Origin of the sequence: Streptomyces sp. HUAS MG91, assembly GCF_040529335.1 — a bacterium.
In the GTDB taxonomy this organism is placed as follows: Bacteria; Actinomycetota; Actinomycetes; order Streptomycetales; family Streptomycetaceae; genus Streptomyces; species Streptomyces tabacisoli.
In genome coordinates this window covers 6027166-6054164 of sequence record NZ_CP159534.1, presented here as the reverse complement: position 1 = coordinate 6054164, position 26999 = coordinate 6027166, and the positions used below count along the sequence as shown (strand labels likewise).

General features: G+C 70.7%; 22 protein-coding genes. 5 read left to right on the top strand and 17 right to left on the bottom strand.

Going from position 1 to position 26999, the window contains the following annotated elements; all coding sequences use genetic code 11:
• Positions 1 to 15: 15 nt before the first annotated feature.
• From ABII15_RS27610 to ABII15_RS27595, 4 genes are all read right to left on the bottom strand, one after another.
• Positions 16 to 2457 (bottom strand): [protein-PII] uridylyltransferase, encoded by a 2442-nt coding sequence (locus ABII15_RS27610; RefSeq protein ID WP_353944957.1) that lies wholly within the window; start codon positions 2455 to 2457, stop codon positions 16 to 18.
• Positions 2458 to 2493: 36 nt separating this feature from the next.
• On the bottom strand, positions 2494 to 2832 hold the full coding sequence (locus ABII15_RS27605; RefSeq protein ID WP_111668198.1) for a P-II family nitrogen regulator: 339 nt from the start codon (positions 2830 to 2832) through the stop codon (positions 2494 to 2496).
• Positions 2829 to 4172: an ammonium transporter gene (locus ABII15_RS27600; RefSeq protein ID WP_353944956.1), complete on the bottom strand. Its 1344-nt coding sequence runs from the start codon at positions 4170 to 4172 to the stop codon at positions 2829 to 2831. Before ABII15_RS27600 ends, ABII15_RS27605 begins: the two co-directional genes overlap by 4 nt.
• A 330-nt stretch (positions 4173 to 4502) precedes the next feature.
• A complete protein-coding gene (locus tag ABII15_RS27595) occupies positions 4503 to 6011 on the bottom strand; it encodes a hypothetical protein (RefSeq protein WP_353944955.1) in 1509 nt (502 codons plus the stop codon).
• A 483-nt stretch (positions 6012 to 6494) separates the two neighbouring features.
• On the opposite strand from ABII15_RS27595, the gene ABII15_RS27590 reads away from it, so the two are divergent.
• Entirely contained in the window at positions 6495 to 7163 is a 669-nt protein-coding gene (locus tag ABII15_RS27590; protein ID WP_353944954.1) for a bifunctional DNA primase/polymerase, read from the top strand.
• A 102-nt stretch (positions 7164 to 7265) separates the two neighbouring features.
• Here ABII15_RS27590 and ftsY read toward each other — a convergent pair whose 3' ends face one another.
• Complete coding sequence (ftsY, locus tag ABII15_RS27585) at positions 7266 to 8471, bottom strand: signal recognition particle-docking protein FtsY (RefSeq protein ID WP_111668194.1); 1206 nt, start codon at positions 8469 to 8471, stop codon at positions 7266 to 7268.
• Between the two features lie 214 nt (positions 8472 to 8685).
• On the opposite strand from ftsY, the gene ABII15_RS27580 reads away from it, so the two are divergent.
• Both ABII15_RS27580 and ABII15_RS27575 read left to right on the top strand, forming a co-directional pair.
• Positions 8686 to 10143 (top strand): cytosine permease, encoded by a 1458-nt coding sequence (locus ABII15_RS27580; protein WP_353944953.1) that lies wholly within the window; start codon positions 8686 to 8688, stop codon positions 10141 to 10143.
• Positions 10144 to 10211: 68 nt separating this feature from the next.
• A complete protein-coding gene (locus ABII15_RS27575) occupies positions 10212 to 11186 on the top strand; it encodes an LLM class flavin-dependent oxidoreductase (protein ID WP_353944952.1) in 975 nt (324 codons plus the stop codon).
• Between the two features lie 127 nt (positions 11187 to 11313).
• On the opposite strand, the gene ABII15_RS27570 is transcribed toward ABII15_RS27575, so the two are convergent.
• The 4 genes from ABII15_RS27570 to ABII15_RS27555 form a co-directional block, all read right to left on the bottom strand.
• Complete coding sequence (locus ABII15_RS27570; RefSeq protein WP_353944951.1) at positions 11314 to 12729, bottom strand: sugar porter family MFS transporter; 1416 nt, start codon at positions 12727 to 12729, stop codon at positions 11314 to 11316.
• 243 nt (positions 12730 to 12972) lie between these two features.
• Positions 12973 to 16539 (bottom strand): chromosome segregation protein SMC, encoded by a 3567-nt coding sequence (gene smc, locus ABII15_RS27565; RefSeq protein WP_353944950.1) that lies wholly within the window; start codon positions 16537 to 16539, stop codon positions 12973 to 12975.
• A 235-nt stretch (positions 16540 to 16774) separates the two neighbouring features.
• Positions 16775 to 16975 carry a hypothetical protein gene (locus ABII15_RS27560; protein WP_111668230.1) on the bottom strand — a complete coding sequence of 67 codons (201 nt, stop codon included), beginning with the start codon at positions 16973 to 16975 and terminating at the stop codon, positions 16775 to 16777.
• A 392-nt stretch (positions 16976 to 17367) separates the two neighbouring features.
• Positions 17368 to 17649, bottom strand: a complete 282-nt coding sequence (locus ABII15_RS27555; RefSeq protein WP_111668189.1) for an acylphosphatase — start codon at positions 17647 to 17649, stop codon at positions 17368 to 17370.
• Between the two features lie 136 nt (positions 17650 to 17785).
• Between ABII15_RS27555 and ABII15_RS27550 the strand changes: the two genes are divergently transcribed.
• Together ABII15_RS27550 and ABII15_RS27545 are read left to right on the top strand one after the other, a co-directional pair.
• A complete protein-coding gene (locus ABII15_RS27550; RefSeq protein ID WP_353944949.1) occupies positions 17786 to 18937 on the top strand; it encodes a CAP domain-containing protein in 1152 nt (383 codons plus the stop codon).
• A gap of 74 nt (positions 18938 to 19011) precedes the next feature.
• A complete protein-coding gene (locus ABII15_RS27545) occupies positions 19012 to 19419 on the top strand; it encodes a helix-turn-helix domain-containing protein (protein WP_353944948.1) in 408 nt (135 codons plus the stop codon).
• Here the strand turns inward: ABII15_RS27545 and mutM are convergent.
• The 8 genes from mutM to recG form a co-directional block, all read right to left on the bottom strand.
• Positions 19392 to 20252: a bifunctional DNA-formamidopyrimidine glycosylase/DNA-(apurinic or apyrimidinic site) lyase gene (gene mutM / locus ABII15_RS27540; RefSeq protein ID WP_353944947.1), complete on the bottom strand. Its 861-nt coding sequence runs from the start codon at positions 20250 to 20252 to the stop codon at positions 19392 to 19394. The genes ABII15_RS27545 and mutM overlap by 28 nt on opposite strands.
• Before the next feature lie 163 nt (positions 20253 to 20415).
• Complete coding sequence (gene rnc, locus ABII15_RS27535; RefSeq protein ID WP_353944946.1) at positions 20416 to 21222, bottom strand: ribonuclease III; 807 nt, start codon at positions 21220 to 21222, stop codon at positions 20416 to 20418.
• A 7-nt stretch (positions 21223 to 21229) separates the two neighbouring features.
• Positions 21230 to 21403 carry a 50S ribosomal protein L32 gene (gene rpmF / locus ABII15_RS27530; protein ID WP_030361955.1) on the bottom strand — a complete coding sequence of 58 codons (174 nt, stop codon included), beginning with the start codon at positions 21401 to 21403 and terminating at the stop codon, positions 21230 to 21232.
• Positions 21404 to 21405: 2 nt separating this feature from the next.
• Positions 21406 to 22050, bottom strand: a complete 645-nt coding sequence (locus ABII15_RS27525; RefSeq protein ID WP_353947226.1) for a YceD family protein — start codon at positions 22048 to 22050, stop codon at positions 21406 to 21408.
• 192 nt (positions 22051 to 22242) lie between these two features.
• The gene (locus ABII15_RS27520) at positions 22243 to 23334 is read right to left on the bottom strand and encodes an ATP synthase F0 subunit B (protein ID WP_353947225.1); all 1092 of its coding nucleotides are present in this window, start codon (positions 23332 to 23334) and stop codon (positions 22243 to 22245) included.
• Between the two features lie 91 nt (positions 23335 to 23425).
• Positions 23426 to 23905: a pantetheine-phosphate adenylyltransferase gene (coaD, locus tag ABII15_RS27515; protein ID WP_353944945.1), complete on the bottom strand. Its 480-nt coding sequence runs from the start codon at positions 23903 to 23905 to the stop codon at positions 23426 to 23428.
• Positions 23906 to 23931: 26 nt separating this feature from the next.
• Positions 23932 to 24528 carry a 16S rRNA (guanine(966)-N(2))-methyltransferase RsmD gene (gene rsmD / locus ABII15_RS27510; RefSeq protein WP_351450338.1) on the bottom strand — a complete coding sequence of 199 codons (597 nt, stop codon included), beginning with the start codon at positions 24526 to 24528 and terminating at the stop codon, positions 23932 to 23934.
• Between the two features lie 200 nt (positions 24529 to 24728).
• Complete coding sequence (gene recG, locus ABII15_RS27505; protein WP_353944944.1) at positions 24729 to 26951, bottom strand: ATP-dependent DNA helicase RecG; 2223 nt, start codon at positions 26949 to 26951, stop codon at positions 24729 to 24731.
• Positions 26952 to 26999 lie beyond the last annotated feature (48 nt).

Sequence of the window (26999 nt, the reverse complement as noted above, 5' to 3'; positions counted from 1 at the left end):
CTCTTCGGAGGGCGCCTACCCCCGGAGCGCCCCCTCCAGCCCCTTGGCCACCGACGCCGCCTCCTCAGAAGGCAACGGCACCCCATCGGCCCCGGTCACATAGAACGCGTCCACCGCGTTCGCCCCCAGAGTCGACACATGAGCGGAGCGCACCCGTACGCCGGAGGCCTCCAGCGCGCGCCCGATCCGGTACAGCAGCCCCGGCGCGTCCTGGGCCCGCACCTCGATCACGGTCGCGAGCCGGGATCCGGCCGATGCCACGGCGACCCGGGCCGGCGGCGCGACCACGCCACGGCGCCGCGGATAGGCGGCGTCCCGCTCGGCGAGCCGGGCCGCGACGTCGAGGGACCCGTCGAGGGCCCGTACGAGGTCGGCGCGGAGCCGGGCGGCCTGCGGCAGGGAGCCGTACTCGGCGGCGACCCGCCAGTTCAGCAGCAGCACGGCTCCTTCGACACCCTCGGGCAGCGTCAGCGACCGCAGCTCGGCCGTCCGTACGGTCAGCCGGTGCATGGCGAGCACCCCGGCCACGGCGGGCAGCACGCCCGGCTGGTCCGGTACGGCGATCAGCAGTTCGACGCCCAGCGGCTCGGGCTCGTCGGACGGACCGGCGGCCGCCTCGGTCTGCGCGCGCAGGGAGAGGACGGGCCCGCCGGTGCGGAACGCCTCCACGGCGAGCCGTTCCTGCTCGGCCGTGGGGTCGGCCGCGTCCGGGTCGAGGGGCTCGTCCCCGGCGAGCACCGCGGAGACGCGCTTGACCAGATCGGCGACGAGGGATCCCCGCCAGGACGACCAGGCGGCCGGGCCGGTCGCGAGGGCGTCGGCCTCGGTCAGTGCGTGCAGCAGTTCGAGCGTGCCGACCGAGCCGACGGCGTCGGCGACGGCCCGCACGGTCGCCGGATCCTCCAGGTCCCTGCGGGTCGCGGTCTCGATGAGCAGCAGGTGGTGCCGGACGAGCGAGGAGAGCACGGCCACGTCGGCGCGGTCGAAGCCGATCCGCGCGGCCACGTCCCGGGTGATGATCTCGCCCGCGACCGAGTGGTCGCCCGGCCATCCCTTGCCGATGTCGTGCAGCAGCGCCGCCACGAGGAGCAGGTCGGGGCGGCCGACGCGGCGGGTCAGCTCGCTCGCGCGAACCGCCGTTTCGACGAGGTGCCGGTCGACGGTCCAGGTGTGCACGGCGTTGCGCTGCGGGCGGCACCGCACCCGCTCCCAGTCCGGGAGCAGCCGGGTGATCAGCCCTTCGGCCTCCAACGCCTCCCACACGTCGACGGTGGAGCGTCCGGCGCCGAGCAGTGTCACGAGCTGTTCGCGGGCCTCGGCGGGCCAGGGGGTGGACAGCGGCCGGGCCGCCGCGGCCATCCGGCGCACCGCGTGCAGCGACAGCGGCAGTCCCGCCTGGGCCGCCGCGGCGGCGGCGCGCAGCGGCAGGACCGGGTCGCGGTCGGGTTTGGCGGCCCGCGCGAGCACGGCCTCGCCGTCCATCTCGACGACGCCCTCGGCGAGCGGCGAACGCTCCACCGGCGCCGCCTTCCCGCCGCCGAGCATGGCGCGCAGCCGGGGCCGCACGGCACGCGACTGGAGGACCCGGCCGACCTCGCGCCAGGTGACGTCACTGGCGTACGAGATGGTGCGCGCGGCCTCGTACACCTGTCTGAGCAGGGTGTCGGCGTCGAGCAGGCCCAGTTCGGCGGCGACCTGGTCCTGCTCCTGGAGGGCGAGCCGGTCGGTCGCGCGGCCGGTGGTCAGATGCAGCGCGTCCCGGACGTCGAGCAGCCGGCGCCGGGCGTCGGCGAGCCCCTCGCGCGGGGCGTCCGCGAGCCAGGACGCGGCGACGGCCCGCAGCGCCGTCGCGTCGCGCAGGCCGCCGCGCGCCTCCTTCAGATCGGGTTCGAGCAAGTACTGCAGCTCGCCCTGGCGTTCGGCGCGCTCCTCGCACATCTCGCGCAGTTCGGGGAGCCGCTTGGGCGCCTGGTTGCGCCAGTCGGCGAGGATCGCGGTGCGCAGCCCGGCCGTCAGGCCCAGGTCGCCCGCGATGTGCCGGGCGTCGAGCAGGCCCAGGTGCACCTTGAGGTCGTCGCCCGCGGTCTTGCGGGCCTCAGTGGGGGTGCGCACCGAGTGGTCGAGGGCGAGGCCCAGGTCCCAGACGGGGTACCAGACGCGGTCGGCGAGGGCGGCGATCTCTCCGGGGTCGGCGGTGCCGTCGTGCAGCAGGAGCAGATCGAGGTCGCTGCGCGGGGAGAGTTCGCCCCGTCCGTAGCCGCCGACGGCGACCAGCGCGACGCCCTGCGCGCCCTGGCCGAACAGCTCGGTCAGCCAGTCGTCGGTCAGCTCGGCGAGGGCCGAACGGCGCGGCGGCCCGGACTGCGCTCCTCCTTGGAGGAGACGCAGCCGGGCCGCCGCATAGCCGCTGGGTTTGTCGTCCGATGCTTCGGTCGTTACGTCGTTCACACTCGTCACCCAGCGACTCCCGTCCTTTGCCAGCCGGTTCGGCTCTTACAGCGCGTCCGGTCCGCGCTCACCGGTCCTGACCCTCACGGCCGTCTCGACGGGAACCGCCCAGACCTTGCCGTCACCGATCTTGCCGGTCCGCGCCGCCTTCACCACGACATCGATCAGCTGGTCGGCGTCGTCGTCCTCGACCAGGACCTCGATCCGGATCTTGGGCACCAGGTCGACGGTGTACTCGGCTCCACGGTAGACCTCGGTGTGGCCGCGCTGGCGGCCGTAGCCGCTGGCCTCGGTCACGGTCAGCCCCTGGACGCCGAAGGCCTGGAGGGCTTCCTTGATCTCGTCGAGCCGGTGCGGCTTGACGACCGCGGTGATGAGCTTCATGCGTCCACCTTCTTGGATTCCTGGGCCACCGGGGACGGCACGGCGGTACGGGCCGCGGCGCCGCCGCCCGCTCCGCTGAAGTCGTACGCGGTCTCGGCGTGCTCGGTCTGGTCGATGCCCGTGACCTCGTCGTCCTCACTGACCCGCATGCCGATGGTCTTGTCGATGAGGAAGGCGAGGATGGCGGAGGCGATCAGCGAGTAGGCGAGGACACCGCCGACACCGGCGCACTGCTTCCAGAACTGGGTGAGGCCGCCGCCGTAGAACAGACCCTGCGCGTCGGACTGGCCGCCGCCGGTGGCGAAGAAGCCGATCAGGAGCGAGCCGACGATGCCGCCGACCAGGTGGACACCGACGACGTCGAGCGAGTCGTCGTAGCCGAACTTGTACTTGAGGCCCACGGCCATGGCGCACAGCACACCGGCGATGGCGCCGACGGCGATCGCGCCGAGCGGCGAGACCGCACCGCCGGACGGGGTGATCGCGACGAGGCCGGCGACGGCACCGGAGGCGGCGCCGAGCGAGGTGAACGCGCCGTGGCGCAGCTTCTCGTAGACCAGCCAGGCGAGCATCGCGGCGGCGGTGGCGACCTGCGTGTTGACGAACATCAGCGCGCCGACGCCGTCGTCGTTGCCGAGCCACGAGCCGGCGTTGAACCCGAACCAGCCGAACCACAGCAGACCGGCGCCGAGCATCGTCCACGGCAGCGAGTGCGGCCGCATCGGGTCCTTCTTGAAGCCGACCCGCTTGCCGATGACGAGGATCACGCCGAGCGCGGCGGCACCGGCGTTGATGTGCACGGCCGTACCGCCCGCGAAGTCGATCACACCGAGGTCGAAGGCCCAGCCGCCGGTCCCCCACACCCAGTGCGCGACCGGGAAGTAGACGATCGTGGCCCACAGCGCGATGAACAGCGACCAGGCGGTGAACTTGACGCGGTCGGCCAGGGCGCCGCTTATCAGGGCGGGCGTGATGATGGCGAACATCAGCTGGAAGACGGCGAACACGTAGATCGGAATGGTGTAGCCGTCCCAGAGCTGGGTCAGCCCGATCCCGCTGAGCCCGACGTAGTCGCCGTCCCAGCCGAAGAGCGACCCCTTGTCCGTGCCGAACGCGACGGAGAAGCCGTACAGCACCCACAGGATCGTGATGATCCCGAGGCTGATGAAGCTCATCATCAGCATGTTCAGGGTGCTCTTGACGCGGACCATGCCTCCGTAGAAGAAGGCCAGGCCCGGGGTCATGAGCATCACCAGGGCGGAACAGATCAGCATGAAGCCTGTGTTCGCGGCAGAGAGCTTGGGCGCCTCTGCGGCGAGCGTGATGGCGGCTGGTGCCATCGGCGTCTCCTCGTCGTTGGTACGGCCCCGTGCGGGCGAAGCCTGAGCGGTCACATGAGGGGTGGGCCGGTTATGAGCCATGAGATTGGCGCAGGCCGGTTTCCGTGGGTGCCCCTCGATGTTTCGCCGCAGTGACGAAGAGGTCGTGGGTGTTACGCGTCCATGAACTACCGGATGACGGGTTTGTCGATCGTTATCGTGGCGCAACCAAGCGACGGTCCGGGCGTGGACATGGACCGGCCGCGGCCGCCGTCCTCGATGACCTGGCGCGGGGGAGCCGAGTCGGGCTGTTTCGGGACGGGCCGGTCGCGGCCGGGGTTCTGGAGGTGCTCAGACCGCCGCTTCGGCGGTCTCCGGCAGCTGTGCGGCGAGCAGGTCGGTGAGGTCGATGACCTCGGCGAGATCGCCGAAGTCGCGGACCGCGGTGTCCACGGTCTTGCGGATACGGGTGTTGACCCGCTCCGAGCGCACCTTGCGGGCGATGCCGAGCGCCTGCCTGGCCATCACGGTCGCCTGCTCCGGCTCCTTCTGGAGCAGGTGCACGGTGGCCATCCCGATCAGGTTCAGCGCGTAGGAACGCTGGTGCTCGGCGTCCTGGCCGAACAGGTCGACGGCCCGCCGCATCAGCGGCTCGGACATCGACGCGTAGGCGGGGCTGCGGCCGGCGACATAGGCGAGGTCGCGGAACGAGTGGCTGTTCTCCCCGTGCAGTTCGGCCGCGGAGAAGAAGCGGATCCAGTCCGGGTCCGGCTCGTCCCAGTCGTCGGCGTCGGTGAAGGTGTCCTCGGCCATGCGCACGGCCCGCTTGCACTTGCCGGGCTGCCCCATGTTGGCGTAGGCGCGGGCCTCCATCGCATACAGCATGGACTGGGTGCGCGGACTGGCGCAGTCGCGGCTGCCGTACTGGGCGAGGTGGATGAGCTCCAACGCGTCGTCGGGGCGGCCGAGATGGATCATCTGACGGCTCATGCTGCTGAGGATGTACGAGCCCAGCGGCTTGTCGCCCGCTTCCTTTGCGGCGTGCAGGGCGAGCACGAAGTACTTCTGGGCGGTGGGCTGGAGCCCGACGTCGTAGCTCATCCAGCCGGCCAGCTCCGCCAGTTCGGCGGCGACCTTGAACAGGCGCTTGGTGGTGCTCTCGGACTGCGGCTCCTGGAGGAGGTCGGTCACCTCGTGCAATTGGCCGACGACCGCCTTGCGGCGCAGCCCGCCGCCGCACTGGGCGTCCCACTGGCGGAACATGACGGTGGTGGACTCCAGGAGGTCGAGCTCCGGCTTCGAGAGCCGGTTCGCCCGGCGGTGCGCGGCCGGCTCCTGGTCCGGCCGGCTCGCCGCGGCGCCCGGGGTGGGCACCAGCCAGCGCTGCATCGGCTCGATGAGGGCGGGGCCCGCGGCGAGCGCGAGCGAGCTGCCGAGGAAGCCGCGGCGCGCGAGCATCAGGTCACTGCGCGAGAACTCGCCGATGAGCGCGACGGTCTGCGGACCGGTCCACGGCAGGTCGACGCCGGAGACGGAGGGGGCCTGGTGCGCGGCGCGGAGGCCGAGGTCCTCGACGGCGACGACACAGCCGAAGCGCTCGGAGAACAGCTCGCTGAGGATCCTGGGGATCGGCTCGCGCGGGTTCTCCCCGTCGAGCCAGCGGCGCACCCGCGAGGTGTCGGTCGAGATGTGGTTCGCGCCCAGCTGGCGGGCCCGCCGGTTCACTTGGCGCGCCAGCTCACCCTTCGACCAGCCACTGCGCAGGAACCACGAGCTGAGCAGTTCGTTCGGGCGCTTCTCCGCGTTCGCCACGCTGCCGCCGCTGCCGCCCACTGGAACGCCCCCATTCCCTGAAGCCATCTACGCGATCTCTGTCGTCAAGCGATCCGTGCCGTCCGAGACGCCCAACGCCAAAGCCCTGTCGGCCACTCTTTGTCAGCAAGTTCTCCGCAAGCACTACCAGGATGCCGTCAACTTCAGCTTCCCGTCCGGCAGTTGTCACTCCTCGAACAGGAATCCGGCTTGCCTCCGGCATACCCACGAGTGCATGTACCCCGAGGGTTCGTGCACTGAAAGTAATCCTACGATCACCCCTCTCGCGAGGGCGAACCGGGAAACGCCACCATTCGCCACCCCTTCGAATGAACTCAGTTGCGCTCACACACGATTCACTTGACATAGGACAGCCGGAGATGGGCGGAGCGTAGTGCGCCGGGGCGCGTGACCCCGCGGCGCACCACCCCGGATGCGGCCACACGCTGCCTTGACCGAGCGGCGAGTGCATCGGGTCACGATCCGTATCCGTCGCGTAACCACCGGCGCGCGGGACCTGTTGGAGGGGGCATGGGCTTCACGATCGGCGGCATTCGCGAGATGCGTTCCGGCACACGACGCCGGGGCCGCGCGTCCGGCCGCGCTTCGGACTGCACCACGGTGGCGGAGTTCACCGGGCTCTGGGGCTGGGACGTGGTTCCCGGCGCGCGTGCCGCGGGCGGCGTCTGCTCCTGCGGCAAGGCGGACTGCCCGGCCCCCGGCGCCCATCCGCTCGACCCGGCCGCGCTGATCCCGGCCGGCGCCACCCTCGACGAGGTGACGGCCGCCTGGGGGCAGTTCCCCGGCGCCGCGGTGCTGCTCCCCGTGGGCCGCGCCTTCGACATCCTGGACGTGCCCGAGGCGGCGGGCCGCCGCGCGCTGATCCGGCTGGAGCGCATGGGCGTCCCCCTCGGCCCGGTCGTCGCCACCCCGCAGGGCCGGGCCCACTTCTTCGTCGCCCCCGGCGCCGCGGCCGAACTGCCCACCCTGCTCTACCGCATGGGCTGGGACGGCGCCTCCCTCGACCTGCACGCGCTCGGCGCCGGTGCGCACATCACCGCTCCCCCGTCGGACCGCGCGGGCCTGGGACCCGCGACGTGGCTGCGCGCCCCGTCCCTGGACACGGCGACACAGCCACCGCAGGCACGCCTGCTGCTGGGCGCCCTGGCGTACGTCGCGCACCGGTCGCCCTGCGCCTAGGTCGTGTCCGGCGGGTCAGGCCGCGCCCGCACGAAAAGAATCCTCGGCCCGCACCGAAGAGTGCGGGCCGAGGATTCTTTTCGTTCAGCGGCGCCGAATCGGTTACTCCCCGATCAGCGCGTCCACGAAGGCCTCGGCCTCGAACGGCGCCAGGTCGTCCGGGCCCTCGCCCAGGCCGATCAGCTTGACCGGCACACCCAGCTCGCGCTGGACCGCGATCACGATGCCGCCCTTGGCGGTGCCGTCGAGCTTGGTCAGCACGATGCCGCTGATGTCGACGACCTCGGCGAAGACGCGGGCCTGGACCAGCCCGTTCTGCCCCGTCGTCGCGTCGAGCACGAGCAGCACCTCGTCGAGCGGCGCGTGCTTCTCCACGACGCGCTTGACCTTGCCGAGCTCGTCCATCAGGCCGGTCTTGGTGTGCAGCCGGCCCGCGGTGTCGATGAGGACGACGTCAGCGCCCGCCTCGATGCCCTCCTTCACGGCGTCGAAGGCGATGGACGCCGGGTCGCCGCCCTCGGGGCCGCGCACGGTGCGGGCGCCGACGCGCTCGCCCCAGGTCTGCAGCTGATCGGCGGCGGCCGCGCGGAACGTATCTGCAGCGCCGAGCACGACGTTCTTGCCGTCGGCGACGAGCACACGCGCGAGCTTGCCGGTGGTGGTCGTCTTGCCGGTGCCGTTGACCCCGACGACCATCACGATGCCCGGAGTGTCCAGGTTCGAGTCCGTCTTCACGGCACGGTCGAACTCGGGAACGAGCAGCTTGAGAAGCTCCTCGCGCAGCAGGCCGCGCAGCTCCTCGGGGGTGCGGGTGCCGAGGACCTTCACGCGCTCGCGCAGGTTCTCGACCAGCTCCTGGGTGGGCTGCACACCGACGTCGGCGGTGAGCAGGGTGTCCTCGATCTCCTCCCAGGTGTCCTCGTCGAGGTGCTCGCGCGACAGGAGCGTGAGCAGCCCCTTGCCGAGCGCGTTCTGCGAGCGCGACAGCCGGGCGCGCAGCCGCACCAGGCGGCCCGCGGTCGGCTCCGGTACCTCGACCTCGGGAGCGGCGGGCTCCTCGACCACCACAGGAGCCGCGGGCTCCTCGGTGACCGGAAGGTCCACCTCCTCGATCGTGCGCCGCGCTTCGTCGCGCGGCGTCTCTGCCTCGTCGCCTACGTGCGGCTCGGCGGGCGGGGCGGCGGTGATGTCGGGGGCCGACGGGGGAGGAGGCGGCAGCTGCTTCTTCTTGCGACCGCTGACCACCAGCCCGCTGACGGCGCCGATCACGACCACGGCGATGACTACAGCAAGGATGACGATTTCCATAACCCGTCCAGTATCAGTCATGGGCCCTGACCGGGGCCGCTCTCGTTGCTTCCTCCAAAGGACAAAGGGCTCTGGAGGGTATGACTCGGACTAAAGTACGATGGAAGAGGTCGCATCAACGCGCGTAGAGTCCCTTCAGATCGATTCGCCCCACCCCCACCGGCTCCCCGTCCCCCGCGTCGGAGCCGAGCGAGAGGCACGGAGCCCCACCGCCATGAGCAAGACCGCCTCGTCCGAAGGCGCCCTGGAAACACGCGGCCTCGAGCCCGTCCCCGATTCCGAGCGCACCGCCAGAACCCGTGACCTCTTCCCCACCTGGGTCGGCGCCAACATCAGCGTGCTGCTGCTCACGATGGGCGCGAGCCTCGTCGTGGCCTACGAGCTCAACTTCTGGCAGGCCCTCGTCGTCGCGATCGCGGCGCCGATCGTCTCGTACGGCCTGGTCGGCCTGATCGGCATCGCGGGCAAGCGCGGCGGCGCCCCCGGCATGGCGCTGTCCCGCGCGGTCTTCGGCCAGCGCGGCAATCTGCTGCCCGGTTCGCTGATCTGGATCGCGCGCTGGGGCTGGGAGACGATCAACGCGGTGACGGGTGCCTACGCCGTCCTGACGATCCTGAGCATTCTGTTCGACATAAAGAAGAACAACGTCCTGGTGATCGTCACCCTGCTCGCCTTCGTGGTCGCCACGTTCGTGATCTCCGGGCTCGGCATCAACGCCGTACAGAAGTGCAACAAGTACGCGACGTACCTCTTCGGCCTCTTCTCGGTCCTGGTGCTGGTCTATCTGATCGTCGACACCGACTGGTCCGCGGTCTTCGGGCGGCCCGCCGGGCAGACCTCCCTGATGGTCGCGGGCATCGGCATGATCGCCGCGGGCGGCGTCAGCTGGATCCCGTCCTCCCCCGACTTCACCCGGTACCTGCCGCGCACCGCCTCCTCCCGGGGCATCGTCGGCACCTCCATCGGTGGCGCGGGCATCGTCGTACTGCCCATGGTCCTGATGGGCGCCGTCATGGCGGTCTCCACGCCCGACCTGGCCTCGGCCGCCGACCCGGTCTCCTTCCTGGGCGAGCTGCTGCCGACCTGGATCGCGGTGCCGTACCTGCTGATCTCGCTGGTCGGCATGCTGCTGATCAACGCCATGTCGATGTACTCGGCCGGCTTCACCGCGCAGACCCTCGGCTTCAAGATCCCGCGCCACTGGGCCGTCTCGGTGAACGCGGTCATCTCGCTGGTCTTCGGCGGCGTCCTGATGCTGGTCGCCACGAGCTTCATGGGCTCGTTCATCGCCTTCCTGTCGCTGCTCGCGGTCGCCTTCTCCGCCTGGGTGGGCGTCTTCGGCGCGGACATGTTCACGCGCAAGCACTACGACGCGACGGCCATGCTCGACACCACCCGCACCAGTGCCTACTGGTACAAGGGCGGCTTCTCCCCCGCCGCCGTCGCCTCCTGGGCGGCGGGCCTCGCGGCGGGCCTGCTGTTCACCTCGTCGGACTGGTTCTCCGGCCCGCTGGCCGGCAACAACTTCATCGGCGAGTACGGACTGGGCTGGATCGTCACGATCGTCGTCTCGGGCCTGCTCTACCTGGCGCTGCCGAAGCCGGTGGACACCACCACGGCCCCTGACGCCGCCGACGACGCGTCCCGGAAGCCCGAGACCATGGCCATCTGACGCCCTGTCAGCTACCGTCCCCCTTCACCCGAGCCCGAGCCCCGAGCCCGCTGAAGGGGGACCTTTCCATGCCTGTCTCCGTCGTACGGTTCAATCTGGTCGACCCCGACGGCACACCGGAGTCGCTCAGCGCCCGCTACCAGGCGGCCGTGGAGATGGCGGTGTACGCCGACGAGCGGGGCATCGACACCGTGCAGACCGAGGAGCACCACGGCGTCGCCAACAACTGGCTGTCCTCGCCGTTCACCTTCGCCGGCGCGGTCCTCGGCGCCACCCGCCGGATCGCTGTCACGGTCTCCGCGATCATCGGCCCGCTGCACGACCCGCTGCGCCTCGCCGAGGACATCGCGGTCCTGGACCTGCTCAGCGGCGGCCGCCTGGTGACGGTCGCGGGGATCGGCTACCGGCCCGAGGAGTACGCGCAGTTCGACGTGGAGTGGAAACGGCGCGGCAAGCTCCAGGACGAACTCCTGGAGACGCTCCTGAAGGCCTGGTCCGGCGAGGAGTTCACCTTCCGCGGGCGCCGGGTCCGGGTCACTCCCCGGCCGTTCACCCAGCCGCATCCCCTGCTCCTGGTCGGCGGTTCCTCGCAGGCGGCCGCGCGCCGGGCGGCCCGGCTCGGCCTGCCGCTCTTTCCGAGCGCGCACCTGCCGGAGCTGGAGACGTACTACAAGGAGAAGCTCGTCGAGTACGGGACCGAGGGCTGGACCATGATGCCCACCGAGACCACCCCGCTGCTCCACCTCTCCGAGGACCCGGACCGCGGCTGGGCCGAGTACGGCGCGCACTTCCTGCACGAGGCGCGCACGTACGCGTCCTGGCAGTCGGGCGACATCAAGTCGGCGGTGAAGTCGGCCGCCTCGACGGTCGAGGAACTGCGCGCCGAAGGCGTCTACCGGATCCTCACGCCCGAGCAGTGCGTGGCGCAGGGCCTCGACAACTACGTACTGCACCCGCTGTCGGGCGGCATGCCGCTGGAGGAGGGCTGGCGCAGCCTGCGGCTGTTCGCGGAGAAGGTCATTCCGGCGGTCTCCGCCGGCTGAGCGGCGGGCGTCCGCGAGGTCCGGACACGACTGCGCCGCCTCCGGGAACCGGAGGCGGCGCAGTCGGCGGGGAGGCGGCGGCGGGGGATGAAGAGCCGTCTCCCCGGGTCGTACGGGAGCGGGCGGGTCAGCCCATCTCCTCCAGGGCCTTGCCCTTGGTCTCCTTCACGAACTTGAGCACGAAGGGGATGGAGAGCGCGGCGAAGACCGTGTAGATGATGTACGTCGCGGAGAGGTTCCAGTCGGCCAGCGACGGGAAGCTCGCGGTGATCGCCCAGTTGGCGATCCACTGGGCCGAGGCGGCCACACCGAGGGCGGCGGCGCGGATCTTGTTCGGGAACATCTCGCCGAGGAAGACCCAGACGACCACACCCCACGACAGGGCGAAGAAGAGGACGAACACGTGGGCGGCGACCAGGGCCACCCAGCCCTGCGTGGCGGGCAGCTTGCCGTCCACCAGGTCGTACGAGAACGCCCATGCCTCCAGGGCGAGGCCGACGACCATACCCACGGAACCGATCAGGGCCAGCGGCCTGCGGCCGATCCGGTCCACGAAGATCATCGCGATGACCGTACCGACGATGTTGATGATCGACGTCGTGAAGGAGTAGAAGAACGAGTCCGACGGGTCGATGCCGACCGACTGCCACAGCGTCGAGGAGTAGTAGAACGCGACGTTGATGCCGACGAACTGCTGGAAGACGGAGAGGCCGATACCGATCCAGACGATCGGCTTGAAGAAGAAGCTGCCGCCGAGCAGGTCCTTGAACGTCGACTTGTGCTCGCTGCGCATGGCGTTCTCGATCTCGCCCACGCGCGCGTCCAGGTCGATCTTGTCGCCCTCGACCTCTTCCAGGACCTTCTTGGCCCGGTCGGTCTTGCCGACCGAGATCAGGAAGCGCGGCGACTCGGGGATCGCGAAGGAGAGCAGCCCGTAGAGGATCGCCGGGATGACCATGACGCCGAGCATGACCTGCCAGGCCTCGAGGCCCATCAGCTTGCCGCGCTGGTCGCCGCCCGCGGCGTTCAGCAGGCCCCAGTTGACGAGCTGCGAGATGGCGATGCCGACGACGATCGCGGCCTGCTGGAAGGAGCCGAGCCGGCCGCGGTAGGCGGGCGGGGCGACCTCGGCGATGTACGCCGGGCCGATGACCGAGGCCATGCCGATGGCGAAGCCGCCGATGATCCGCCAGAACGCCAGGTCCCACAGGGCGAAGGGCAGCGCCGAACCGACGGCGCTGATGGTGAACAGGACCGCCGCGATCTGCATGCAGCGGATACGCCCGATGCGGTCGGCGATCCGGCCGGCGGTGGCGGCGCCGATGGCGCAGCCGATCAGGGCGATGGCGATCACCTGTGCGAGCGCGGCGGAACCGATGTCGTACCGGTCGCGGATGGCCTCGACGGCGCCGTTGATCACGGAACTGTCGTAGCCGAAGAGGAAGCCGCCCATCGCGGCCGCGGCCGCGATGAAAATGACATGGCCCAGATGCTCGGGCTGAGCGTCCCGGGCTCCGGACGTGGGTGCCGCTGTGTCGGTCACGTGTACTCCTCGGGCCACCGGCTTCACTGCCGGGGGTGGGGGCGAGAGCCCTTCCAGTGGCGCACAACGTGACGTGGCCCACCACCTGAAGGTAAAAGCAACGTTGCAGAGACTATGCGTTCAAGTTTCGAAGTCAATACCGGGGGTGTTGCGGATTTCTGGCACACGAGATGCACGATGCGTTCAAGTCTTGAAGACTTGGAGAGAGCCCCGACGCTCGCCGGCACGTCGCTGGGCGCGGGCCTACCGCAGCCGCTGGCTGATCACCTTCGACACCCCGTCGCCCTGCATGGAGACGCCGTACAGCGCGTCGGCGACCTCCATCGTGCGCTTCTGGTGCGTGATCACGATGAGCTGCGAGGCCTCCTGAAGCTCCTGCATGATGCGGATCAGGCGCTGCAGATTGGTGTCGTCGAGCGCGGCCTCGACCTCGTCCATCACGTAGAACGGGCTGGGCCGTGCCTTGAAGATGGAGACCAGCATCGCCACGGCGGTCAGCGAGCGCTCGCCGCCCGAGAGCAGGCTCAGCCGCTTGACCTTCTTGCCCGGCGGGCGCGCCTCGACGTCCACGCCCGTGGTGAGCATGTTGTCGGGGTCGGTCAGGATCAGCCGTCCCTCGCCGCCCGGGAACAGCCGGCTGAAGACGCCCTCGAACTCCCGGGCCGTGTCCCGGTACGCCTCGGTGAAGACCTGCTCGACACGCTCGTCCACCTCCTTCACCACTTGAAGAAGGTCGGTACGGGTCTTCTTCAGGTCCTCCAACTGCTCACTGAGGAACTTGTGGCGCTCTTCGAGCGCCGCGAACTCCTCCAGCGCAAGGGGGTTGACCTTGCCCAGCTGCTGATAGGCGCGTTCGGCGGACTTGAGCCGCTTCTCCTGCTCCGAACGGATGAACGGCCGCGGCTTGTTGCGCGGGTGCTCCGGATCCTCCGGCAGCTCCTCCCCCTCGGCGGGGAGCGAGGGCGGCACGAGCTGGCCGGGACCGTAGTCCGCGACGAGTCCGGCCGGTTCGACACCCAGTTCCTCCAGCGCCTTGGTCTCCAGCTGCTCGATCCGCAGCCGCTTCTCCGCTCCTAGTACCTCGCCGCGGTGAACTGAATCAGTGAGTTTGTCGAGTTCCGCCTTGAGATCCCGGCCGCGGCCCCGCTCGGCGACCAGATCCTGCTCCCGTACGGCCTTGGCCCGCTCGGCGAGCGTGCGCTCCGCGTCGGCCCGCGCGATGGAGACCTCGACGTGCGCGAGCAGCTGCCGGGCGCCGGACGCGACGGCCTCCGCGACCGCCGCCTCGTACTGGAGCCGGGCCCGCTGCCGCTCGGCACGCGCGCGTGCCTCGCGTTCGGCGCGGGCGGCCCGGTCGAGCGAGTCGGCGCGGCCCGCGAGCCCCTTGACCCGTTCCTCGTGCGTACGTACCTGGAGGCGGGCCTCCATCTCCGTCTGCCGGGCGTTGGCCCCGTCGGCGGAGAGCCGGTCGCGCACGGACGTGTCGGGCTCCTCGTCGCCGTCGCCGTAGGCGGACTGCTCCTCGGCGACGGCGAGCCGCTCGGCCAGCTCCTCCACGTCCGTCGCGGCCTGCTCCAGCGCGTCCTGCGCCTTGGCCGCCGCGGCCGCACTGCGCTCGGCCTCACCCGCGGCGCCCCGCGCCTGCCCGGCGAGCCGCCCGAGCTGCTGTGCCCGGCCCGAGCGCTCCCGCTCCACGGCCCGCTGCCGCTGCCCCAGCTCCTCGACGAGCGCGGCGCAGTCCTTGCGCCGCTCCCCCGCCGCCTGCTGGACCCCGGCCAGTTCCTCGCACTGCGCCGCCAGCAGCTCCAGCTCGGCGGCGGCCTCGTCGACGGAGGCCTGGACCTCCAGGAGGCTGGGCGCCCCGGCGGACCCGCCCTGCGCGAAGTGCGCGCCGAGCAGATCGCCCTCGGCGGTCACCGCGGTCAGCTCGGGCCGGGCGTGGACCAGGTCCTCGGCGTCCTCCAGGGTCCCGACGACAACGATGCCGCGCAGCAGCCGGCGCACCGCGGGCAGCAACTCGGCCGGGCCGCGGACGAGTTCGGCGGCGTAGGGCGGGCTGCTCTGCTCCGGTGCCTGCTCCTCGCCGGAGGGCTCCCCCGCGAGCAGCAGGGCGGCGCGTCCCGCGTCCTCCTTGCGCAGGAGGCGAATCGCTTCGGCAGCGGCGGTCGGGGAGGTCACGGCGATGGCGTCGGCCGCCGCCCCGAACGCCGCCGCCACGGGCACCTCGAACCCCGGTGCCACGGACAGCAGTTCGGCGGCCGGCCCGAGCAGTCCGCTCAACCGTTCCTTCGCCCCGAGCAGCGCCCCCGTACCGTCCTTCCTGCGCAGCCCGAGCGCCAGTGCCTCGTGCCGGGCGGCGACGGCGGCCCGCTTGCGCTCGGCGGAGGTGGCGGCCTCCCGGGCGGCGGACAGCGCCGACTCGGCCTCGGCGAGCCCGGTCTTCGCCTCCTCAAGGCGTGCTCCGAGCTCTTCGTCACCGGCGTCGAGCCCGTCGACCTCGGCCTTGAGCTGCTCGTACTCCTCCTGCGCCGCGACGGCCCGCTGCTCGGCCCCGTCCCGCGCGGCGGCCAGCCGGTCGATCTCGGCCTGGGCGGAGGCGGCCCGCGACCGCGCGGCGTTGACCTGCCCCTGCAAGCGGGCCAGGCCCTCCCTGCGGTCGGCGATGGCCCGGGCGACGTCCTTGAGCCGACGCTCCTCGACCGCCAGTTCGCGCTCCAGGTCGGCCCGGTGGGAGACCGTCTCGTCGAGGGCGATCTGCGCCGCCTCCAGGGCGGCCTCCAGCTCGGCCTCCTGCTCCCGCACCCGGGCGGCCTCGCGCTCCAGGTCCTCGGGGTCGCGGCCGCGCCGCTCCTCGGCGGGCGCGGACCGCGCGCTCTTCACCCGCGCGTCGGCCAGCGAGATGGTCCCGCGCACCCGCTCGGCCAGCTGCGACAGCTCCACCCAGGTCTGCTGCGCCCGCTGGAGCCGCGGGGTGAGCTGCCGCACCTCGTCTTCGAGGTGGCCCTCCCTCAGCAGAGCCTTCTTCAGCTCGTCCTCCGCGGCCTCCTTGCGCCGCTTCAGCTCGGCCTCGTCGGCGACCTCCGCGCTGAGCGCCTCCCGCAGCCGTACGAGATCGTCGGCGAGCAGCCGCAGCCGGGCGTCGCGCAGGTCGGCCTGGATGACGGCGGCCCGGCGGGCGACGGCCGCCTGCCGGCCCAGCGGCTTGAGCTGCCGCCGCAGTTCGTCGGTGAGGTCCTGGACGCGGGAGAGGTTGGCCTGCATCGCGTCCAGCTTCCGCAGCGCCTTCTCCTTGCGCTTGCGGTGCTTGAGGACGCCCGCGGCCTCCTCGATGAAGGCGCGGCGGCCCATGGGGTCGGCGTGCAGCACGGAGTCGAGCTGCCCCTGTCCGACGATGACGTGCATCTCGCGGCCGATGCCGGAGTCGGACAGCAGGTCCTGGATGTCGAGGAGGCGGCACGTGTCGCCGTTGATCTGGTACTCGCTGCCGCCGTTGCGGAACATGATCCGCGTGATGGTGACCTCGGCGTACTCGATGGGCAGCGCACCGTCGGAGTTGTCGATGGTCAGCGACACCTCGGCGCGGCCGAGCGGCGGCCTGCCGGTGGTGCCGGCGAAGATGACGTCCTCCATCTTGCCGCCGCGCAGCGACTTGGCGCCCTGCTCGCCCATGACCCAGCTCAGGGCGTCCACGACATTGGACTTGCCCGAGCCGTTGGGCCCGACGACACAGGTGATGCCCGGCTCGAACCGCAGCGTGGTGGCCGAGGCGAACGATTTGAACCCGCGCAGGGTCAGAGCCTTGAGGTGCACGCCGTCGGACTTTACCGGGCGCCCCTGTCTCACTCCATGAACCCACGGTTTCACCGATGAAGGTGCAGGGCACATCAGACGTTAAGAAAGCGCTTCGGTGCGCGGGGGCTCACCAGACCGGAGCAGGCCGGGAGGGAAGAAAGAAGGGACGCCGAAGCGTCCCTTGCACATCTGTCGCGTTGCTCTGTCAAGCGGTGGTTACGAGCAGCCGGACCGCGTGCGTCGTTGAATGCGGTCAGGTGAGCGCAGGCTCCGCCTGGGGTACGTCGACCTCGATGAGAGCGTCGTGAGAAGCGGCAGCCGCGAGCGCGTCGTTCTCCGCCTGGATCCTGCCAAGCTCGGATTCCAGGTCCTGGACACGCTGCTGGAGCCGTCGCATCTCGGCGAGAAGTCGCGGGTCGCTGCCGCCGACGTAACCGAGAAGCGCCTTTGCCATGATGAGTGGTCCTCCACACTGAGTGACCGACCGTAGCGATGGTGGGTCGTGAGGTTTGAAGGGGAAAACGCACCCGCAATGCCTGGCACTTCTTGTCTTGCTGGCTGTTCTCACATGCCAAACAGCTAAGGTGCGCGGGGCTTCCAGAGTCTCACCAAAAAGTTTGACGGTCAACACGATCACACCCCGTATTGGCGGGCATCCCGGGGGCTCTGCGCCGTGGATCGTGCGGCGCGGCCGGACCGTCGGGGCCCTGGGGGCGTGGAGATCATCCGTACCTCCGGAGCCTGCCACGACTCCCTCGCGTTGGCAACCACCAGGGCGTTTCTGCCCGGAGCAGTTGCCCACGGCACCTCCGCGCCCCTCCCGTCCGGGCTGCCAGGGACGACGGTTCAGCGAATGGCAAATCCGTCGTAGCCGCCGCGGGGTGTGTCCCAGATCTCGGTGACACCGTCGACGCGCCCGGGTGTGTCGTCGCCGTGGAGCCAGTCGAGCAATTGCTGACATGCCGTGCGCGGTCCTTCGGCGACCACTTGCACGCGGCCGTCGTCCAAATTGAGAGCAAAACCACTCAGGCCGCCGATCTCCAAAGCCCGCGCCCGCGTGAACCAGCGGAAACCCACACGTTGGACGCGTCCTCGCACCCACGCGACCAGGCGCACATCTTCATTCATGGCTGCACGCTAACCGGCCAATTGCTCTCTGAGCACTTCGTCCCCTTGCGTTCTGGGGTACCGTCGCGGACCGATGAGTCTCACCCGTACGGGCTAGTCGCATCGACGACCGCGAGGATCGAGGAAGGCCACAATCATGGGACGCCACCGACGCTCCGACGCCGGCCGCGCCGCCACGGGCCGCGCCGCGGGCACTCCGGAGGAGCAGCACTCCGAGGGCTGGTACACCGAAGGATACGGCGAGGCGTACGGCGTTGATCACGCTGGGGCGCACGAGGAGCAGACCTTCTCGTACCCCTCACATTCCGCGCACTCCCCGTACGCCTCGGCCCCCTCGTACGCGCAGACGCCGCTGTCCTCGTACGCCTCCGCGTCGCCCTACGCGCCGCAGGACGAGACCGTCACCGCCGTCTACGGCACCGTGTCCGCGGCCGGCGGGTCCGACGACCCGCCGCGCGGGCACGCCCACCGTCGCCGCAAGAAGCGCGACGGCGTCCCGCTGCGCACCGGGCTGCTCGGTGCCTCGGCGTGCGTGGCCATGGGTGCGGTCGCGGTGGCCTCGGGGCTGATCCCGGGCACGGACACCTTCAAGCTCGGCGGCGACCACGGCGGCAACAAGGTGCAGGCCGCGGACTCCCCCAGCGTCGAGGCGCAGGGCGGCACCGACGGGACGGTCGGGGACCGCGCGTCGGAGTCGGCCGCGAGCCGCGACGACCAGCGCTCGGCGTCCCCGTCCGCCGCGCCCTCGAAGTCCGCGGAGCCGGCCGAGCCGTCCGCGAAGCCGTCGAAGGCGCCGGCCGAGACCAAGAGCGCCGGGACCGCCACGAAGCCGAGGAGCGCGAGCCCGTCGGCGTCCGCCCCGGCGAAGACCGCGGCTCCCGCGGTGGAGGCGGCCACGACCACCTCCGACGAGGCGGCCGCCGCGGCCCAGGTGCTCACCCTCGTCAACCAGGAGCGCGCCAAGATCGGCTGCTCCCCGGTGACCGCGGACAGCGGCCTCGCCGCGCTGGCGAGCGCGTTCAGCGAGGACATGGCCGCGCGGAACTTCTTCGACCACACGGACCCGGACGGCGCGACGCCGTGGGACCGCGCCAAGAAGGCCGGGATCACCAATCTGGGCGGCGAGAACATCGCCCGCGGGCAGGCCAACGCCCAGTCCGTGATGGACGCCTGGATGAACAGCGAGGGTCACAAGGCGAACATCCTCAACTGCGACTTCAAGACCCTCGGCGTCGGGGTGCACTTCGGCTCCGGCGGTCCGTGGTGGACGCAGGACTTCGGGTACTAGGACCAGGCAAGTCGACACTTACTCCCGGTTAGCGCACCCCTGAGGTGTGCGCTAACCGGGAGTATGCTGCGTGTATGACCTCGACCGACAGCGCCGCCCCCGTCAGCGTCACGGACAGCGCCTACGACGTGTTCGCCAGGGCCTGCCCGTCGCGCGGCACGCTGGAGCACGTGACGGGCCGCTGGGGCGCCCTGACGCTCGGGGCGCTGCACGAGGGCTCCTTCCGCTTCAACGAGCTGCGCCGCCGGGTCGACGGTGTGAGCGAGAAGATGCTGTCCCAGACGTTGCAGGCGCTGGAGCGCGACGGTCTGGTGCACCGCGAGGCCCAGCCGACGAACCCGCCGCGCGTGGACTACGAGCTCACCCCGCTGGGCCACGAGGTGGCCGGCCGGCTCCTTGCCCTCATCGAGTTCGTCGAGGGCCGCATGGACGACGTACTGGTGGCGCGCGAGCGCTACGACGCGGAGCGCGGCGGCCGCTGACAGCGCGGGCAGAAGTAGCTGGACCGGTTCATCCACGGACGGCGCCGCATCGGCGTGGCACACCGCCGGCAGGGCAGTCCCTCCCTGCCGTACGCGTCGAGGGACCGGTCGAAGTATCCCGACTCCCCGTTCACATTGACGTAGAGGGAGTCGAAGCTGGTCCCGCCGACGGAGAGCGCGGCGTTCATCACGTCCCTGATGTGGCCGAGGAGTTCGGTCGTGCGCGGGCGCGTGAAGGTGCCGGTGGGGCGCTCGTAGTGCAGCCTCGCGCGCCAGAGCGCCTCGTCCGCGTAGATGTTGCCGACCCCGCTGATCAGTGACTGGTCGAGCAGCGCGCGCTTGATGGTGGTGCGCCTGCGGCGCAGCGCGTCGTGGAACGCGTCGTCGTCGAAGAGCGGGTCGAGCGGGTCGCGGGCGATGTGCGCGATGACGTCGGGCAGCCCGTCGGGGGTGGTGTGGTGCAAGGACAGTCCGCCGAAGGTGCGCTGGTCGACGAAGCGCAGTTCGGTGCCGAGGTCGTCGTCGAACCGGACCCGGATCCGCAAGTGCTTCTCGTCCGGGGCGTCGTGGGGCTGCACCAGAAGCTGCCCGCTCATGCCGAGGTGCGCGAGCACGGAGGTGTGGGTCGTCTCCAGCGGCAGCCAGAGGTACTTGCCGCGGCGGCTCGGCTCCCCGATCCGCTGTCCCTTGAGGCGGTGCGCGAAGTCGTCACCCCCCGCGATGTGCCGCCGCACGGCGCGCGGGTGCAGCACTTCGGCGTCGGCGACGGTCCGCCGGGCGACCCACCGCGCGAGCCCCCGCCGGACAACCTCGACTTCGGGCAGCTCGGGCACGGATACCTCCAGATTTTCGGCTGAGGGCGAGGCTATCGCGCCCTGTCAGGGGCGCGGGGAACTGCGCGAACAACCCCCCACCGGCCAGCAGACGACAACGGTGAAAAAGACGCCCGCTCCCACCGGCGTGAACCGGTGGGAGCGGGCGTCAGGAAACGAAGAGCTACGCCTTGGGGGCGCCGTCGGCACCCGCCCCCTCGGACGCGGCGGCCTTGGCCCGCTCGTCCGCGGCGGCCCGGATGGCCCGCCAGGCGGACTCCGCGGCCTGCTGCTCCGCTTCCTTCTTGCTGCGGCCGGTGCCGGTGCCGTACGAGACGCCTCCGACGCGGGCGGCAGCAGTGAAGGTCTTCTCGTGATCCGGTCCGGTCTCCGAGACCAGGTACTCGGGAACACCGAGTCCCTCGGTCGCCGTGAGTTCCTGGAGACTGGTCTTCCAGTCCAGGCCGGCACCCAGATTCGAGGACTTCTCGATCAGCGGGTCGAAGAGCCGGTGCACCAGCTCACCCGCCGCATCCAGACCCTGGTCCAGATAGACGGCGCCGATCACCGCTTCAAGGGTGTCGGCGAGGATGGACGCCTTGTCCCGGCCGCCCGTGCCCTCTTCGCCCCGGCCGAGCCGGATGAAGGAACCCAGGTCGAGCCCTCGGCTGACCTCCGCAAGCGCACGCGAATTGACCACCGCGGCCCGCAGCTTGGCCAGCTGGCCCTCGGGCAGGTCGGGGTGGGTTCGGTAGAGGGTGTCCGTGACGACCAGACCGAGCACGGAGTCCCCGAGGAACTCCAGCCGCTCATTGGTCGGCAGACCACCGTTCTCGTACGCGTACGAGCGATGCGTCAGCGCACGCACCAGAAGGGCGGACTCGAGTTTGTACCCGAGCCGCCCTTCCAGAAGCGTGTGGGACGAGGCTGTGGTGTCCGCCTTTTTCTTGGCGTCATCCGCCGATTTATGGCTAGCCACTGTGCCTCTCACCAGCCGCTCAGACCTCGAGGACCTGGCGCTTGTTGTAGGTGCCGCAAGCGGGGCACGCGATGTGCTGCAGCTTGGGCTCCTGGCAACGCTCACACGAAACCAGGGTGGGGACCGCAGCCTTCCACTGCGACCGGCGGTGGCGCGTGTTGCTGCGCGACATCTTCCGCTTCGGAACAGCCACGGCTACTTCTCCTGCTTCTCGTCGACGCCCGCTTCCGCTTCGGCGCCGCTCATCTCGTCCTTCTCGCCGTCCTGGATGGTGCCAGCGAGTCCCTGCAATGCCGCCCAACGGATGTCGACGGCGTCATGGTGGTGGCCCGGCTCGTCCGAAAGCCGCACTCCGCACTCGGAGCACAGACCCTCGCAGTCTTCCTGGCACACCGGCTGCATCGGCAGTGCGAGCACCACCGCATCACGCAGCACCGGCTCGAGGTCGAACAGGCCGTCCTCGATGAAGAGCCTGTCCTCGTCTTCCTCGGCGTCGTCGGCCGGCTCCGCCTTTACGCGGCCCCGGTCGTCGGCGTCAGGGTACGAGAACATCTCCTGGAAGTCCGCGTCGACCTCATGGTCGAGCGGCTCCAGACACCTTACGCACTCCCCCTTGGCCGATGCACGGGCGGTGCCTGTGACAAGCACACCTTCCATGACCGACTCGAGACGGAGATCGAGCTCCACCGGGGCGCCCTGGGGCACCTCGATGACTCCCTGGATACCGAAGTCCTTGGGAGCCTCGATCGTGCGGGACAGCCGCTGCATGGCACCAGGACGCCGGCCCAGCTCGTGTGTGTCGAACACAAGAGGGTTGCGGTGGTCGAGGTGGGTATTCAGGGCTGGTCCTGCTTTCGTTCTACGAGGTTCGTGAGGAGGCTCCGGGGAGCGGCTGCCCCGGTGTTCCGGAGAATCATTCCGGGCAGCTCGGAACGCACGTGTACGCGCGACCGAACAGCCAGGATACTGGACCATTCGCTCACGGCCCAATCCGGTCCCGGCCACCTTGGCACGACCCTGGTCACACCGGGTTCAGCGGCCCTGGTCGTACTGCCGCTCGTACTCCCGCACCTGATCCATGCTGATCATGCTGGTGTCGAAGAGGCTGGTCTCGTCGAGCGCGGCGGCCTGAGGCTGCTGGGCCTCCTGCTGGTAGCCGTACTGGTACTGGTCCTGCTGGGCCTGTGCCGCATACGGGTCCTGCTGCTGGTACCCGTACGGATCCTGCTGCTGATACATGGCATAGGGGTCCTGCTGCTGGGCCTGCGCCGCGTACGGGTCCGGCTGCTGGTACCCGTACGGATCCTGCTGCACGTCCTGTGCGTACGCGGGCTGCTGCGCGGGGATCTGCGGGGCCGGCGGGGCCTGCGGCTCCTGCGCGGCGGGCTGGAGGTCCTGGCTGCCGATCTCCGCGAGGCCCGCGAGGTAGTCGGCGTCGCTGGTGTGCGCCTGCGCACCGCCCTCGCCGTCCCCGTGCAGCGCGCCCAGGTCGTCGGTGGCGATCCGGCCGTGCAGCTTCTGGCGGCCCTTGCCGACGGCCTCCAGGGTCTTGGCGAGCACCGCCTCGAAGGCGCCGAGCTTGACGTCCACGTAGGCGTCGGCGTCGCGGCGCAGGGTCTCGGGGTCGTGGCTGCGCTCGGGGGCGTCCTCGTCCTCGTAGCCCTGCTCGTCGACACCCGGACCGGTGCCGAGCAGCTTCTCGCGGCCGCGGCCGACCGAGCCGAGGGTCTTGGTGAGGACGACCTCGAAGTTGGCCAGCTTGGAGTCGACGTAGTCGTCGGCCTCCGCGCGCACCTCCTCGGCCTCCTGCCGGGCCTCGGTGAGGATCCGGTCCGCCTCGTTCTGCGAGCGGCGGGCGATCTCGGTGTCCGAGATCAGGGTGCCGCGCTCGGCGTGCGCGGTCTCGATGATCCGCTCGGCCTCGGCGCGGGCCTGCTCGACCATCTGTTCGCGGCCGCCGATCAGCTCCTGGGCCTGTGCCAGGGAGCCGGGCAGGGCCTGGCGCACTTCTTCGAGCATCGAGAGAAGGTCGGCGCGGTTGACCACGCACGAGGCCGACATGGGCATGGAGCGGGCGTTGCCGACCGCGGCGACGATCTCGTCGAGCTTCTTCTGCACGTCCACCGTGTGCTCGCCACTCTCTCGTCTGCTCACAGGAATGTGAGGGGTGTTGGAGACGGACGGGTCGACTGTATGCCCAACTGGTGTGTGCGTGTCACTTCTTGGGGAGGCGCTCGGTCAGTGACGCGTGCACGACCGGCGGCACCAGGTGCGACACGTCGCCGCCCCAGGCCGCGACCTCCTTGACGAGCGAGGAGGACAGGAAGCTGTAGGTGGGGCTGGTGGGGATGAAGAGCGTCTCCACGCCGGACAGGCCGTTGTTCATCTGGGCCATCTGCAGCTCGTAGTCGAAGTCGCTGACGGCGCGCAGGCCCTTCACGATCGCGGGGATGTCGCGCTGCTTGCAGAAGTCGACGAGGAGGCCGTGGAAGGACTCGACCTCCACGTTTCCGAAGTCGGCCGTGACCTCGCGGATCAGCTCGATGCGCTCGTCGACGGTGAACAGGCCCTGCTTGGACTTGTTGATCATCACCGTGACGTGCACCACGTCGTAGAGCTTGGAGGCTCGGCCGATGATGTCGAGGTGGCCGTTGGTGATGGGGTCGAACGACCCGGGACAGACTGCGCGGCGCACGGGAAGTCCCTCGCTCTCCGGTCCGGTCATCGTGCGTCGTCGCACGTGAGGGTGGTGTTCAAGGCGGCGCGACCGTACCAAAACGTGCCCTCGCCGTATCGACGGGACCTCAGCCCCTCGAACCCGTCCGGCCACCGGAATTCGCCGCCTCTGGTGCTGCGTTCAACGGTGACGAGCGCTTCGTCCGCGAGCCAGCCCTGGGTCCGGAGTGTGAGGAGGATCTCCCCAAGATCGTCGTCCGAGACGGCGTACGGAGGGTCGAGGAAGACCAGGTCGTAGGGTGTGGCCGGCGGCGGGCCCGCGACGACTTGTTCCGCTTTTCCGGTACGTGCCTCGGCTCCCGGCAGGCCGAGCGCCCTGATGTTCTCGCGGACGGTGCGGGCGGCTCTGGCGTCGGCCTCGACGAGCAGCGCGTGCGCGGCGCCGCGGGAGAGCGCCTCCAGGCCGACGGCGCCGGACCCCGCGTAGAGGTCGGCGATGCGAGTGCCGTCGAGGGTGCCCAGCAGGGCCTGCCAGGTCGAGAAGAGGCCCTCGCGCGCCCGGTCGGAGGTGGGGCGGGTGCCGTTCCCCGGCGGCACGGCCAGGCGGCGTCCGCCGGCGCGCCCGGCGATCACGCGGGTCATCTCGGTTCCAGGTCCTTGTCCGTCGATGCTGATCGGTAGGACATCAGTCTCTCAGGGCAGCGGTGCTCGCCGCTTGCCGGGCGCCCCGCCGTCCTGGGTAGTCCGCCGCCAGGGGCGGCGGGTGGGCAGGGCGGCGCCCCGGTGCGGGGCAAGCGCCCGTCCGGCACCGGCCGCGGCCCCGCCCCCGCGAAGAGCGACGGTCACCCCTTGTCCAGGTACTGCTCCCGCTCGGCGTCCAGCAACGCGTCCAGCGCCGTCCGCAACCCCGGCAACCGCTCCAGCTCCGGATCGGCGGCGACCACCTTCGTCGCCTCCTCGCGCGCCTCGGCGATGATCTCCTCGTCCTCGATGACGGTGAGCATCCGCAGCGACGACCGCACACCGGACTGGGCCTGACCGAGCACATCGCCCTCGCGCCGCTGCTCCAGGTCGATCCGGGACAGCTCGAACCCGTCCAGCGTGGAGGCGACGGCGCCGAGGCGGGCGCGCGCGGGGCTCGCCTCGGGCATCTCGGTGACCAGCAGGCACAGCCCGGCCGCCGAGCCGCGCCCGACGCGGCCGCGCAGCTGATGGAGCTGGGAGACGCCGAAGCGATCGGCGTCCATGATCACCATCGCTGTGGCGTTGGGCACGTTCACCCCGACCTCGATGACGGTCGTGGCGACCAGGACGTCGGTCTCCCCCGCGGCGAACCGCCGCATCACCGCGTCCTTGTCGTCGGGGTGCATCCGCCCGTGCAGCACCTCGACCTTGAGGCCCTGGAGCGGCCCGTGCGCCAGCTCCTCGGCGACGTCGAGCACCGCGAGCGGCGGCCGCTTCTCCGCCTCGTCCTCGGCGGACTTCTTCCTGCCCTTCTTGGGCTTGTCGTCCTCGTCGTCGCCGATGCGGGGGCAGACCACGTACGCCTGATGTCCGTTGCCCACTTCCTCTCGCACGCGCTCCCACGCGCGGGCCAGGAAGTGCGGCTTGTCGGCGGCGGGGACGACATGGCTGGCGATCGGCGAGCGTCCGGCGGGGAGCTGGTCGAGGACCGAGGTCTCCAGGTCGCCGAAGACCGTCATGGCGACGGTGCGCGGGATCGGGGTGGCGGTCATGACCAGCAGGTGCGGGGGCTGCTTGCCCTTGGAGCGCAGGGCGTCGCGCTGCTCGACGCCGAACCGGTGCTGCTCGTCCACCACGACCAGGCCCAGGTCGAGGAACTGCACCTTGTCCTCGATCAGCGCGTGCGTGCCGATGACGATGCCGGCCTCGCCGGTGACGAGGTCGAGCAGGGCCTGCTTGCGGGCGGCGGTGCCCATGGAGCCGGTGAGCACCACCACCTTGGTGGAGTGCTCGGCGCCGCCGAGCATGCCGCCCTCGGCCAGCTCGCCCATCATTTCGGTGATCGAGCGGTGGTGCTGCTGGGCGAGGACCTCGGTGGGCGCGAGCATGGCGGCCTGGCCGCCCGCGTCGACGACGGCGAGCATGGCGCGCAGGGCGACCATCGTCTTGCCGGAGCCGACCTCGCCCTGGAGCAGCCGGTGCATCGGATGCTCGGTGGCCAGGTCGTCGAAGATCTCCTTGGAGACCTTCTGCTGGCCGTCGGTGAGCGTGAACGGAAGCTTGGCGTCGAAGGCCGTCAGCAGTCCGTCCGGCTTCGGCTCGCGGGCGACGGCGGTCAGCTGGGTGTCCGCGAACCGGCGTCTGGCGAGGGCGACCTGGAGGACGAACGCCTCGTCCCACTTGAGGCGGGCGCGGGCGTCGGCGATGTCGGCCTTCGTGTGCGGCCGGTGGATCTTGAGCAGTGCCTCGGGGAGCGGCACCAGACCGCGGCCCTCGCGCAGCGACTCCGGGAGCGGGTCGATCGCCTCCGGTGCGCTGGGCAGCACCAGGTCGACGGCCTTGGCGATCTTCCAGGACTCCAGCTTGGCGGTGGCCGGGTAGATCGGCAGGAGGGCACCGGCCCAGGAGTCGACGGCCTCGGCGGCCTCGGCGGCGCCTTCTGTTCCGTCAGCGGGATCGGCGCGCAGCAACTGGTACGCCGGGTGCGCCAGTTGCATCTTGCGGTTGAACACCGAGACCTTGCCGGCGAACATCGCGCGCGTGCCCGGCAGCAGGTCCTTGTGGGGCTTGTGGATGCCCTTGCCGAAGAAGACGAGCTGGATCTGGCCGCTGCCGTCGGTGATGGTGACCTCGAGGCGCTGCCCGCTGCCGCCGTTGAACCTCAGGACGCGGGCGGTCGCGACCTGGGCGACGACCGTGACGTGCTCGTCCAGCGGCAGCTCCGCAAGGCGCGTCAGCTCGCCGCGCTCGGCGTATCTGCGCGGGTAGTGGTGGAGCAGATCACCGACGGTGTGCAGGTCCAGGTGCTCGGCCATCACCTTCGCGGTGGCGGGGCCGAGCACCTTCTTCAGCGGTTCTTCGAGCACGGGCACGAGATCCATTGCACACCACGCCACTGACATTCCTCGGCAGGTCCCCGGGAATCGCGG

Coding starts and splice junctions, on each gene's coding strand:
- ABII15_RS27605 (WP_111668198.1), bottom strand. CDS start 2,832: ATGAAGCTCATCACCGCGGTCGTCAAGCCGCACCGGCTCGACGAGATC.
- ABII15_RS27600 (WP_353944956.1), bottom strand. CDS start 4,172: ATGGCACCAGCCGCCATCACGCTCGCCGCAGAGGCGCCCAAGCTCTCT.
- ABII15_RS27595 (WP_353944955.1), bottom strand. CDS start 6,011: ATGGCTTCAGGGAATGGGGGCGTTCCAGTGGGCGGCAGCGGCGGCAGC.
- ABII15_RS27590 (WP_353944954.1), top strand. CDS start 6,495: ATGGGCTTCACGATCGGCGGCATTCGCGAGATGCGTTCCGGCACACGA.
- ftsY (WP_111668194.1), bottom strand. CDS start 8,471: ATGGAAATCGTCATCCTTGCTGTAGTCATCGCCGTGGTCGTGATCGGC.
- ABII15_RS27580 (WP_353944953.1), top strand. CDS start 8,686: ATGAGCAAGACCGCCTCGTCCGAAGGCGCCCTGGAAACACGCGGCCTC.
- ABII15_RS27575 (WP_353944952.1), top strand. CDS start 10,212: ATGCCTGTCTCCGTCGTACGGTTCAATCTGGTCGACCCCGACGGCACA.
- ABII15_RS27560 (WP_111668230.1), bottom strand. CDS start 16,975: ATGGCAAAGGCGCTTCTCGGTTACGTCGGCGGCAGCGACCCGCGACTT.
- ABII15_RS27555 (WP_111668189.1), bottom strand. CDS start 17,649: ATGAATGAAGATGTGCGCCTGGTCGCGTGGGTGCGAGGACGCGTCCAA.
- ABII15_RS27550 (WP_353944949.1), top strand. CDS start 17,786: ATGGGACGCCACCGACGCTCCGACGCCGGCCGCGCCGCCACGGGCCGC.
- ABII15_RS27545 (WP_353944948.1), top strand. CDS start 19,012: ATGACCTCGACCGACAGCGCCGCCCCCGTCAGCGTCACGGACAGCGCC.
- rsmD (WP_351450338.1), bottom strand. CDS start 24,528: ATGACCCGCGTGATCGCCGGGCGCGCCGGCGGACGCCGCCTGGCCGTG.
- recG (WP_353944944.1), bottom strand. CDS start 26,951: ATGGATCTCGTGCCCGTGCTCGAAGAACCGCTGAAGAAGGTGCTCGGC.